The following is an 11,651-nucleotide window of genomic DNA, read 5'->3' as shown; positions in this document are numbered from 1 at the left end:
ACATGAGCAAATCGAAACACGTCTCCGAAACTCCGGCCACGCAGTTCCTGCGCAAGCAGGGGATCGCGTTCGGCGAGCACGCCTATGAATACGTCGACCACGGCGGCACCGGCGAATCGGCGCGCCAGCTTGGCGTGCCCGAGCACGACGTGGTCAAGACCCTGATCATGGAAGACGAGCGCGCCCAGCCGCTGGTGGTGCTGATGCATGGCGACTGCTCGGTCTCGACCAAGAACCTTGCGCGCCAGATCGGCTGCAAGAGCGTACAGCCCTGCAAGCCGGAAGTGGCGCAGCGCCACAGCGGCTACATGGTCGGTGGCACTTCGCCCTTCGGCACGCGCAAGCGCATGCCCGTGTACGTGGAATCGAGCGTGCTCGAACTCGAACGGATCTATATCAACGGCGGCCGGCGCGGCTATCTCATCAGCATCGACCCGAAGGCACTGCCGGCGCTGGTTGAAGCCAAGGCGGTGCAGTGCGCGCTGCCTGAGTAGCGAAGCCGTCGCAAGGGAATTGGGGAGTTTACGGACCGGACGAGGCCTAATCGGCAACCAAGCGAAGCCGCCGCCGCGATACAATCGCGCCAGCCCGAAAACACCCCACTCCACATGGCCAACCTGCTTTTTGCCCTCGCCGCCTACCTGATCGGTTCGATTTCCTTTGCCGTCGTTGTCAGCAAGCTGATGGGCCTGCCCGACCCGCACACCTACGGATCCGGCAATCCCGGCGCCACCAATGTGCTGCGCTCGGGCAACAAGAAGGCCGCCATCCTCACGCTGATCGGCGACGGGCTCAAGGGCTGGCTCGCGGTCTGGCTGGCAGGCCGCTTCGGGCCCGCCTATGGCATGGATGACACCGGCCTCGCCATGGTTGCGCTGGCCGTCTTCCTGGGTCACCTGTTCCCGGTCTTCCACCGCTTTGCCGGCGGCAAGGGGGTTGCCACCGCGGCGGGCATCCTGCTGGCGATCGATCCGATCCTGGGGCTGGCTACGCTGGCCACCTGGCTGATCATCGCGTTCTTCTTCCGCTACTCGTCGCTGGCAGCACTGGTCTCGGCCATCTTCGCGCCGTTCTTCTATGTGCTGATGTCAGGCATCGACGTCATGGCCGGCGCGATCTTCGTCATCAGCGTGCTGCTGATTGCGCGCCATCGCCAGAACATTGCCAAGCTGCTGGCGGGCAAGGAAAGCCGGATCGGGGAAAAGAAGAAGGTCTGAGCCGGCATGCGTGGCGCCGGCTCGATGTTGATGCGCTGATGTCGATGCGCCTGATTCGACGCGCCTGGTTCGACGCGCTTACGCCGCCTGCGCCATCGCACCGAACGGAAACACCATCTCTACCCGCAGGCCGCCTTCGTTCCGGTTGACCAGCGTCAGCTTCCCGCCGGCCTGCCTCACCAGGCGATCAACAATCGCGAGCCCCAGCCCCGAATGGGCGTTGCCGCCACGGGCCGGGTCCAATCGCACGAAGGGCATGGTCACGCGATCCATGTCGCCATCCGGAATGCCAGGCCCCTCGTCCTCCACCACCATCTGATAGCCCTCTGCCGTGCGCGACGTCGCCACGCACACCGGCGGCTCGCCATACGCATAGGCGTTGTCGACCAGGTTGCCGACGATGCGGTCCAGTTGCGTGGCAATCATCCGGAAGCCCTCGCCCGCTTCCAGCGACAAGACCACCTTGCGCTCCTGCTCGGCCAGCGACGCCGCCAGTTCGGAAACGCGCTTGTCCACCGGCACCGGCCGCGCGGTGGGCTCGCTGCTCTGCGCAAAGCTCAGGAATTGCTCGACGATGGCGGACATCGAATCGACATCGCGGGTGACACCCGCCGCCGCCTTGGGATCGGCCAGCATCTCGGCGCGCAGGCGCAGCCGCGCCAGCGGCGTCTTCAGGTCGTGCGCGATGCCGGCCAGCATGGTGTTGCGTTCCTGGTCGATGCGCGTGAGGTCGGCCATCATGCGGTTGAAGCGCACGATCAGCTGGCGCAGTTCATGCGGCCCCCGTTCGCGCAGCGGCGCCACCGGGTGCTGGCGCGAGAGCTGCTCGGCCGCGGCGGCCATGTCGCGTACCGGGCGCTGGATCTGCCATGCGATCAGCAAGGCAAAGATGATCGCCACGCCCACCACCAGCATCACGCCCGGCACCAGCCGGTTGTCCGGCGGCGGGTTGTGCACCCACAGGATCGGCATGGCGATCCAGTCGGCGCGGCTTGGCAGCTTGATCCACAGCCGCGGCGTGGTTTCGTCCTCGATGCGGATCTCGGTGCCTTGCGGCAGCCTGGCGGTGAACTGCTCGACCAGCCGCCGCGAACGGCCTTTCGGCGCCGTCGTGTGCTGTTCCGCAGAGGCCGAGCTGGCCACTTCGACCAGGCTGGGCAACCTGGCAGGTGGATGCGCATCCAGTGCGCGTTCAATGCTGCCGAGCTGGAACAGCATCTGCTCGACGGAGTAGTCCACCTGCTGCTGGCGGCGGTCCATGCGCAGGATTGCCAGCCACGAGAAATGGCTGATCACCAGCACGGCCGCGATCAGCAGCGCCATGCGGCCGAACAGGGTATCGATACGCAACTTCATATATATGGGAGTCTTGTCTGGCGGCCCTCGCGTGGCCAGTTGCAGCTTACTGCGGAATTTCCTCGGCTTCGTCCGGCACGAAGGTATAACCCCGGCCGCGCACCGTCTGGATATAGCGCGGGCGCTGCGCGTCCTCGTCGAGCAGGCGACGCAGGCGCCAGATCTGCACGTCGATGCCGCGGTCGCTGATGCCGCTGGCGGTGCCGTACATCAGCTCCACGATGCGCTCGCGCGACAGCACCTCGAGCGGATGCATCAGCAGCAGCTTGAGCAGCGCGAACTCGGTATCGCTGATCGACAGCGCACTCCCCGCGCGCAGCAGCGAGCGCTGACGGAAATTGACGCGGAACGGCCCGAAGGCAATCGACTCGCGATCCTCCGGCGCCGCCGCCGGCCGTGCCAGCTTGCGCCGCAGCACGGCATTGATGCGCGCCAGCAGTTCGCGCGGCGAAAATGGCTTGCCGAGATAATCGTCGGCGCCGATCTCCAGCCCGACGATGCGGTCGATCTCGTCACTGCGCGCCGTGAGCAGGATCACCGGGATGTCGTCGTTCTTGGCGCGCAGGTTGCGCAGCGCGGTCAGGCCGTCGACCTTCGGCATCATCAGGTCGAGCACGATCAGCGCCGGCCGCTCGCGCTCCAGTCGCGCCTGCAGGCCGTCGCCGTCATGCAGCACGGAAACCGCAAAGCCCTGCTGCGTCAGGTACTCGCGCAGCAGGTCGCGCAGTTCAGGATCGTCGTCGACGACAAGGATCTGGGTAGGCTGGTTCGTTCGCATAGGCACATGATAGTCAGGCCGGCCCGCCGGGAAGCCGAAACGGACTTACGGTTTTGTTTCCGGAGGTTACACCCAGCCCGCTGGTAATCCTCTGTAATAAATAAGGGTTCTCCCGTAACACGAGGGGCCGGCGCGGCACATTATCCTTGCCACATAGCATGACCGTCGTGCCGGGATGGCCCCGGCCCCACCGGCGCCATCCCCTGCGCCAACCCCTCTGCGCAAACGGCGAGTGCCGGTTTTGTTGCGGTACATTGCTGCATCCTCGCGTCCCAGCCCGTGCGAACACTGCCGGCGCGCCTTGCGCGCGCCGCCTCCAGGATTCCGGAAATGTCCAACCCCGAACAAGGCCAACAGCTTCCTTCCCCGCCCCCCTCCCCGCCCCCCCACGCACCCAAGGGTCCCGCCCCGTCGTCCCGGCGCAAGCTGATTGCCGCGGCGCTGATCGTGCTGCTGGCCGGCGGCGGCTGGTACTGGTACAGCCACCGCGACCCGGCGTCCGGTGCGAAGACGGCTGGCGGCAAGGCCGGCGGCGCCAGCGGACCCGGCGCGCAGGGCGGCCGTGGCGGTCCCGGCGGGCCGGGCGGGCCGGGCGCTGCGCGCGCCCCGGTGGTGGTGGCAACGGTCGCCAGGCGCAATATGGACGTCATCCTGAACGGACTGGGCAACGTCACGCCGGTCGCCAACGTCACAGTGCGCGTGCAGGTCTCCGGGCCGCTGCTCAAGGTGCTGTTCAAGGAAGGCCAGATGATCAAGGCCGGCGACGTGCTGGCAGAAATCGACCCGCGCCCGTTCCAGGCGGCGCTGGACCAGGCCGTCGGCCAGCTCGCGCGCGACCAGGCGCTGCTGCAGAATGCCCGGCTGGACCAGAAGCGCTACCGCACGCTGCTGCAGCAGGACTCCATTTCCAGCCAGCAGGTCGACACCCAGGACGCGCTGGTCCGCCAGTACGAGGGCGTGGTCAAGACCGACCAGGGCAATGTGGACAATGCACGGCTGCAGCTTGGCTACACGAAGATCGTCGCGCCCGTCTCGGGCCGAATTGGCCTGCGCCAGGTCGACCCGGGCAACATCGTCAACACCAGCGACACCAACGGCATCGCGCTGATCACGCAGATCCAGCCCATCGCGGTGCTCTACACCATCCCCGAGGACAACCTCCCGGCGGTGCTGAAGAAGCTCAATGCCGGCGAAAAGCTGTCCGTGCAGGCCTGGGACCGGCAGGTGCGCAACCAGCTGGGCGAAGGCACGCTGCTGACCACCGACAACCAGATCGACACCACCACCGGCACCGTCAAGCTCAAGGCCGTGTTCCCCAACGCCGACGGCATGCTGTTCCCCAACCAGTTCGTCAACGTGCGCACTCGCGTGGACACGATGGAAGACGCCACCGTGATTCCGGTGGCGGCCATCCAGCGCGGCCAGCAAGGCACTTTCGTCTACGTGGTCGATGACGCCAGCAAGGTAAAGGTCCAGGTCGTCACGCTGGGACCGGGCGACGGCAACCGCAACGCCGTGCTCAAGGGCCTGGAACCGGGCCAGCGCGTCGTGGTGGACGGCGCCGACCGGCTCAAGGAGGGCATGACCGTCGAGGCCGTGGACCCGGCGGCGCGCGCCGCCGCGCTGGTGCCGGCCAGCCAGCCGCGCGGCCGCGGCCGCCGGCGCGAGGGTGGCGGATGGGGCGGCGCCAGCGGCGCGCAGGGCGAACAAGGCGCCAGCGGGGCCGGTGCCCCGGGCGAACATCGCCGCAACCGCAATGCAGAAGCCAGCGGCGCGCAGGCGGCGCCAGCCAGCAGTGCCGACGGACAGGCGTCCCGCCGCCAGCAGTAAGGAACCGGCATGAACCCCTCTCGCCTCTTCATCGAGCGCCCGGTAGCCACGGCGCTGCTGATGCTGGCCATCCTGCTTTCCGGGCTGGTGGCCTATCGCCTGCTGCCGCTGTCCGCGCTGCCCGAGGTGGACTACCCGACCATCCAGGTCACCACGCTTTATCCGGGCGCAAGCCCGGACGTGATGACCTCGTCGGTGACGGCGCCGCTGGAGCGCCAGTTCGGCCAGATGCCGGGGCTCAAGCAGATGTCGTCGTCCTCGTCGGGCGGCGCCTCGGTGATCACGCTGCAGTTCGAGCTGACGCTCTCGCTCGACGTGGCCGAACAGGAAGTGCAGGCCGCCATCAACGCCGGCGGCAACCTGCTGCCGTCGGACCTGCCGATGCCGCCGGTCTACAGCAAGGTCAATCCGGCCGACGCGCCGATCATGACCATCGCGATGACGTCGGACACCATGCCGCTGCCCAAGCTGCAGGACATCGTCGATACGCGCGTGGCGCAGAAGATTTCGCAGATCCAGGGCGTGGGCCTGGTGACCATCAGCGGCGGCCAGCGGCCGGCCGTGCGCATCCAGGCCAACCCGACGGCACTGGCTGCGCTGGGCATGTCGATCGACGACCTGCGCACGGCCATCGGCGCGGCCAACGTCAACGGCGCCAAGGGCAGCTTCGACGGCCCGGCGCGCGCCTCCACCATCGACGCCAACGACCAGCTCAAGTCCGCCGACGAGTACCGGCAGATCATCGTCGCCTACCAGAACGGCGCGCCGATCCGCATCACCGATGTGGCGGATATCGTCGACGGCCCGGAAAACAGCCGCCTCGCCGCATGGGCCAATGCCAGGCCGGCCATCGTCCTGAACATCCAGCGCCAGCCCGGCGCCAACGTGATCGAGGTGGTGGACCGCATCAAGACGCTGCTGCCGCAGCTGCAGAATGCGCTGCCGGCTTCCGTGCACGTGCAGCTGCTGACCGACCGCACCACCACCATCCGCGCGTCGGTGCATGACGTGGAGTTCGAACTGCTGCTGGCGATCGCGCTGGTGGTGATGGTGATCTTCGTCTTCCTGCGCAACGTGCCCGCCACCATCATCCCGGGCGTGGCGGTGCCGCTGTCGCTGGTCGGCACCTTCGGCGTGATGTACCTGGCGGGCTTCTCGATCAACAACCTGACGCTGATGGCGCTGACCATCGCCACCGGTTTCGTGGTCGACGACGCCATCGTCATGATCGAGAACATCATGCGCTACATCGAGGACGGCGATTCCCCGATGGAGGCCGCGCTCAAGGGTTCGAAGCAGATCGGCTTCACCATCATCTCGCTGACGTTCTCGCTGGTGGCCGTGCTGATCCCGCTGCTGTTCATGGGCGATGTGGTCGGGCGCCTGTTCCGCGAGTTCGCCATCACGCTGGCGGTGTCGATCCTGATTTCTGCGGTGGTCTCGCTGACGCTTACGCCGATGATGTGCGCGCGCCTGCTCAAGCACGTGCCGGAAGAGGAGCAATCGCGCTTCCACCGCGCCTCCGGCCGCTTCTTCGACAACGTGATCCACCGCTACGGCGTCGCGCTCGACTGGGTGCTGGACCGGCAGGCGGCCACGCTGATCGTGGCGGTCGCCACGCTGGTGCTGACGGTGCTGCTCTACCTGGTGGTGCCCAAGGGCTTCTTCCCGGTGCAGGACACCGGCGTGATCCAGGGCATCACCGAGGCATCGCAGACCACCTCGTTCGCGGCCATGGGCCGCAAGCAGGAGGCCGTGGCCAAGGTGGTGATGGAAGACCCGGCGGTGGAAAGCCTCTCCTCCTTCATCGGTGTCGACGGCACCAACACCACGCTCAACGCCGGGCGCCTGCTGATCAACCTGAAGCCCAAGGGCGAGCGCGATTCGATCGACGTGGTCACGCAGCGGCTGCAGCAATCGGTGGAGAAGCTCGGCGGCGTGTCGCTGTACACGCAGCCGGTCCAGGACCTGACCATCGAAGACCGTGTGTCGCGCACGCAGTACCAGTTCACCGTCGAGGACCCGGATCCCGCCACGCTGGCGACCTGGGTGCCCCGGCTGGTGGAGCGCCTGAAGCAGGAGCCCGAGCTGCGCGACGTGGCCAGCGACCAGCAGAACAACGGCCTGCGCGCCTATGTCGAGATCGACCGGGACGCCGCCGCGCGCTTCGGCATCACCACCGCGGTGATCGACAGCGCGCTGTACAGCGCCTTCGGCCAGCGCCTGGTGTCCACCATCTTCACGCAGTCCAGCCAGTACCGCGTGGTGCTGGAAACGATGCCCGGCTTCCGCACCAGCCCGCAGTCGCTGGCGGAGCTGCGCCTGCCATCGTCGTCGGGCGGGCAGGTGCCGCTGGGCGCCTTTGCGCGCATCACCGAGCGCACCGGCCCGCTGGTGATCAACCACCAGGGCCAGTTCCCGGCCGCGACCATCTCGTTCAACCTGGCGCCGGGCGAATCGCTGGGCGCGGCGGTGGACAAGATCACCAAGGTGGAACAGGAGCTGGGGCTGCCGATCTCGATGCAGACCGAGTTCCAGGGTGCCGCGCTGGCGTTCCGCGCCTCGCTGTCCAACACGCTGTGGCTGATCCTGGCCGCAGTGGTGACGATGTATATCGTGCTGGGCGTGCTGTACGAAAGCACCATCCACCCGGTGACGATCCTGTCGACGCTGCCGTCGGCTGGTGTCGGCGCGCTGCTGGCGCTGCTGGTGGCGCAGCAGGACCTGGGCATCATCGCGATCATCGGCATCATCCTGCTGATCGGTATCGTCAAGAAGAACGCGATCATGATGATCGACTTCGCGCTCGAGGCCGAGCGCGAGGGCGGCATGGCGCCGCGCGATGCGATCTTCCAGGCCTGCCTGCTGCGCTTCCGCCCGATCCTGATGACGACCATGGCGGCCCTGCTGGCGGCGCTGCCGCTGATGCTGGGCACCGGCATCGGCTCCGAGCTGCGCCGCCCGCTGGGCGTGACGATGGTGGGGGGCCTGCTGGTCAGCCAGGTGCTGACGCTGTTCACCACGCCGGTGATCTACCTCGCCTTTGACCGTATTGCCTACCGCATCAAGGACTGGCGCAAGCGCCGCTTCGGCGATCCGGAAGAAGGCGGCACCGGCGACGAGCCGCCGCCACCCACGCTGCCGCAGGAGCCGGGGGCGCGATGAACCTCTCCGCCGCCTTCATCCACCGGCCGGTCGCGACCGCGCTGCTGACCATCGGCATCCTGCTGGCGGGCCTGGCCGCGCTGCGCCTGCTGCCGGTCTCGCCGCTGCCGCAGGTGGACTTCCCGACCATCTCGGTATCGGCTTCGCTGCCCGGCGCCAGCCCGGAAACCATGGCCGCCACCGTGGCCACGCCGCTGGAGCGCGCGCTCGGCACCATTGCCGGCGTGACGGAAATCACCTCCAGCAGCTCGCTGGGCTCGACGCGCGTCACGCTGCAGTTCGACCTGTCGCGCAATATCGACGGTGCGGCGCGCGACGTGCAGGCGGCCATCAACGCCTCGCGCGCCACGCTGCCCACCAGCCTGCCCAGCAACCCGACCTATCGCAAGGTCAACCCGGCCGATGCGCCGATCATGATCATCGGGCTGACTTCGCCGACCATGACGCGCGGCCAGCTCTATGACGCGGCCTCGACCATCCTCGCGCAGAAGCTGTCACAGGTGGAAGGCGTGGGCCAGGTCACCATCGGCGGCGCATCGCTGCCGGCGGTGCGGGTGGAGCTGAACCCGACGGCGCTCAACAAGTACGGCGTCTCACTGGAAGACGTGCGAAACACCATCAGCGCGACCAACGCCAACCGGCCGCTGGGCACGCTGGAGAACAACACCAATAACTGGCAGGTCTACGCCAACGACCAGGCGATGAAGGCGGAGGACTACATGCCGCTGATCATCCGCTACGCTACGCCGGGCACATTCTCGTCGGCCTCCGCGGGTGCGCTGATCGCCAGCACGGCGAACGCCACCGCCAGCGGCGGCGTCACCACCAAGGTCGTCAACGGCGTGACGGTGACCACGCTCACCACCAGCAGCGGCACCACCACGATCACCAGCGGCGCGACCGGCGGCAAGGGCGCTACCACCGGACCCGGCTCGTTTGCCGTGCCGGTGCGTCTGTCGGATGTGGCCAACGTGATCGATTCGGTGCAGGACATCCGCAACGCCGGTTCCGCCAATGGCAAGCCGTCGGTCCTGCTGGTGCTCAACCGCTCGCCCGGCGCCAACATCATCGAGACGGTCGACCGCGTCAACGAGATGCTGCCGAATCTGCAGAAGATGATTCCGGCCACCATTTCGATGGACGTGATGATGGACCGCACGCCCACCATCCGGGCCTCGCTGCGTGAAGTCGAGCACACGCTGATGATCTCGGTGGCGCTGGTGATCATGGTGGTGTTCCTGTTCCTGCGCAACGTGCGCGCCACCTTCATCCCCAGCGTGGCGGTGCCGGTTTCGCTGATCGGCACGTTCTCGGTGATGTACCTGGCGGGGTTCTCGCTGAACAACCTGTCGCTGATGGCGCTGACCATCGCCACCGGCTTCGTGGTGGACGATGCCATCGTGGTGCTCGAAAACATCTCGCGCCATATCGAGGAAGGCATGAAGCCGCTCGCGGCCGCGCTGCGCGGGGCGCGTGAAGTGGGCTTCACGGTGCTGTCGATGAGCCTGTCGCTGATTGCCGTGTTCATCCCGCTGCTGATGATGGGTGGCATCGTGGGACGCCTGTTCCAGGAGTTTGCGATCACGCTGTCGGTAGCCATCCTGGTCTCGCTGGTAGTGTCGCTGACCACCACGCCGATGATGTGCGCACGCTTGCTGCGCCCCATCGAGCCCGAGAAGGAAAGCCGCTTTTTCCGCGCCAGCGAACGCGTCTTCAAACGGCTGCACGACGGCTATGCCCGCACGCTGGATGTGGCGCTTCGCTACAGCGCGGTGGTGTGGCTGGTGCTGCTGGCCACCATCGCACTCAACGTCTGGCTGTACGTGATCGTGCCCAAGGGCTTCTTCCCGCAGCAGGACACCGGGCGACTGATCGGCTTTATCCGCGCCGACCAGGCGACCTCGTTCCAGGCCATGCGCGGCAAGCTCGACAGTTTTATCAAGATCGTCCAGTCCGATCCGGCCGTGGTCAATGTCACCGGATTCACCGGTGGCTCGCAGCGCAATACCGGGCAGATGTTCGTCACGCTCAAGCCGCTGACGGAGCGCAAGGAGACGGCCGACGCCATCATCGCGCGGCTGCGCGTGAAGCTGGCCAAGGAACCCGGTGCGAGCCTGTTCCTGCAATCGGTGCAGGACATCCGCGTGGGCGGCCGCCAGAGCAGCTCGCAGTACCAGTTCACGCTGCAGTCCGATGACCTCAATGTGTTGCGCGAGTGGGAGCCCAAGGTACGGGCCGCAATTTCCAACCTGAAGGGGCTGGAGGACGTCGATACCGACACCAACGACAAGGGCCTGCAGACCTCGGTCATCATCGACCGCGATACGGCGTCGAAGCTGGGTGTCACCGCGCAGCAGATCGATGCGGTGCTCAACGATGCCTTCGGCCAGCGGCTGGTGTCCACCATCTACCATCCGCTCAACCAGTACCGCGTGGTGATGGAGCTGAGCCCGGAATACCTGCAGGGGCCGCACGCGCTGCAGGATATCTACGTGGTCACCGGCAACGGCCGCCGCGTGCCGCTGTCGGCCTTTGCGAAGGTGGTGCCGACCAGCACGCCGCTGGGCGTCAACCACCAGGGGCAGTTCGCGGCGTCGACCATTTCGTTCAACCTGGCCGAGGGCTATTCGCTGTCGCAGGCGACCGATGCGGTCAAGGCGGAGATGGCGCGCATCGGCGTGCCGGAGACGCTCCAGGCCAATTTCCAGGGCGGCGCCAAGGCGTTCCAGGATTCGCTCAAGAGCCAGCCGATCCTGATCCTGGCGGCGCTGATCACGATCTACATCGTGCTGGGCGTGCTGTATGAGAGCTATGTGCACCCGCTGACGATCCTGTCGACGCTTCCCTCCGCCGGCGTCGGCGCGCTGCTGGCACTGCTGGCCACGAAGACCGATTTCAGCATCATTGCGCTGATCGGCGTGATCCTGCTGATCGGCATCGTAAAGAAGAACGCGATCATGATGATCGACTTCGCCATCGACGCCGAACGGCGCGAGGGCCTCTCGCCGCGTGATGCGATCCACCGCGCCTGCCTGCTGCGCTTCCGCCCGATCCTGATGACGACCATGGCTGCGCTGCTGGGCGCGGTGCCGCTGGCCATCGGCCATGGCGACGGCGCGGAGCTGCGCGCGCCGCTGGGCATTTCGATCGTCGGCGGCCTGGCGGTAAGCCAGCTGCTGACCCTGTACACCACACCGGTGGTCTACCTGACGCTGGACCGCTGGCGCCTGAAGGTCAAGGCATGGCGCCAGCGCCGCCGCGGCGCGCCCGGCCAGACAGCGAGCGGCCTAGAATCCTGATACACG

Annotated in this window: 7 protein-coding genes; 5 read left to right on the top strand and 2 right to left on the bottom strand. The window is 67.0% G+C overall.

Going from position 1 to position 11,651, the window contains the following annotated elements:
* The first annotated feature begins 2 nt into the window (after positions 1 to 2).
* A complete protein-coding gene (gene ybaK / locus RM96_RS25430; RefSeq protein ID WP_039014586.1) occupies positions 3 to 494 on the top strand; it encodes a Cys-tRNA(Pro) deacylase in 492 nt (163 codons plus the stop codon).
* Between the two features lie 114 nt (positions 495 to 608).
* Positions 609 to 1,217 (top strand): glycerol-3-phosphate 1-O-acyltransferase PlsY, encoded by a 609-nt coding sequence (gene plsY / locus RM96_RS25425; RefSeq protein WP_039014491.1) that lies wholly within the window; start codon positions 609 to 611, stop codon positions 1,215 to 1,217.
* 78 nt (positions 1,218 to 1,295) lie between these two features.
* Here plsY and RM96_RS25420 read toward each other — a convergent pair whose 3' ends face one another.
* On the bottom strand, positions 1,296 to 2,573 hold the full coding sequence (locus RM96_RS25420) for an ATP-binding protein (protein ID WP_039014490.1): 1,278 nt from the start codon (positions 2,571 to 2,573) through the stop codon (positions 1,296 to 1,298).
* Positions 2,574 to 2,619: 46 nt separating this feature from the next.
* The gene (locus RM96_RS25415) at positions 2,620 to 3,351 is read right to left on the bottom strand and encodes a response regulator (RefSeq protein ID WP_039014489.1); all 732 of its coding nucleotides are present in this window, start codon (positions 3,349 to 3,351) and stop codon (positions 2,620 to 2,622) included.
* A gap of 330 nt (positions 3,352 to 3,681) precedes the next feature.
* On the opposite strand from RM96_RS25415, the gene RM96_RS25410 reads away from it, so the two are divergent.
* From RM96_RS25410 to RM96_RS25400, 3 genes are read left to right on the top strand one after another with little or no spacing between them, the layout of a single operon-like run.
* Positions 3,682 to 5,181, top strand: coding sequence for an MdtA/MuxA family multidrug efflux RND transporter periplasmic adaptor subunit (locus tag RM96_RS25410; protein WP_039014488.1), 1,500 nt, complete (start codon positions 3,682 to 3,684; stop codon positions 5,179 to 5,181).
* A gap of 9 nt (positions 5,182 to 5,190) precedes the next feature.
* Positions 5,191 to 8,346, top strand: coding sequence for an MdtB/MuxB family multidrug efflux RND transporter permease subunit (locus RM96_RS25405; protein ID WP_039014487.1), 3,156 nt, complete (start codon positions 5,191 to 5,193; stop codon positions 8,344 to 8,346).
* Complete coding sequence (locus RM96_RS25400; RefSeq protein WP_039014486.1) at positions 8,343 to 11,645, top strand: efflux RND transporter permease subunit; 3,303 nt, start codon at positions 8,343 to 8,345, stop codon at positions 11,643 to 11,645. Before RM96_RS25405 ends, RM96_RS25400 begins: the two co-directional genes overlap by 4 nt.
* Positions 11,646 to 11,651: the final 6 nt, after the last annotated feature.

Origin of the sequence: Cupriavidus sp. IDO (genome assembly GCF_000812465.1) — a bacterium.
GTDB lineage: Bacteria > Pseudomonadota > Gammaproteobacteria > Burkholderiales > Burkholderiaceae > Cupriavidus.
Note: the sequence above shows the minus strand (reverse complement) of the source record. Positions and strands in the feature narration are given on the sequence as shown.

Bases quoted from the DNA above. Each gene is read 5' to 3' on its own strand.
- ybaK (WP_039014586.1), top strand. From the start codon at position 3: ATGAGCAAATCGAAACACGTCTCCGAAACTCCGGCCACGCAGTTCCTG.
- plsY (WP_039014491.1), top strand. From the start codon at position 609: ATGGCCAACCTGCTTTTTGCCCTCGCCGCCTACCTGATCGGTTCGATT.
- RM96_RS25405 (WP_039014487.1), top strand. From the start codon at position 5,191: ATGAACCCCTCTCGCCTCTTCATCGAGCGCCCGGTAGCCACGGCGCTG.
- RM96_RS25410 (WP_039014488.1), top strand. From the start codon at position 3,682: ATGTCCAACCCCGAACAAGGCCAACAGCTTCCTTCCCCGCCCCCCTCC.
- RM96_RS25420 (WP_039014490.1), bottom strand. From the start codon at position 2,573: ATGAAGTTGCGTATCGATACCCTGTTCGGCCGCATGGCGCTGCTGATC.
- RM96_RS25415 (WP_039014489.1), bottom strand. From the start codon at position 3,351: ATGCGAACGAACCAGCCTACCCAGATCCTTGTCGTCGACGACGATCCT.
- RM96_RS25400 (WP_039014486.1), top strand. From the start codon at position 8,343: ATGAACCTCTCCGCCGCCTTCATCCACCGGCCGGTCGCGACCGCGCTG.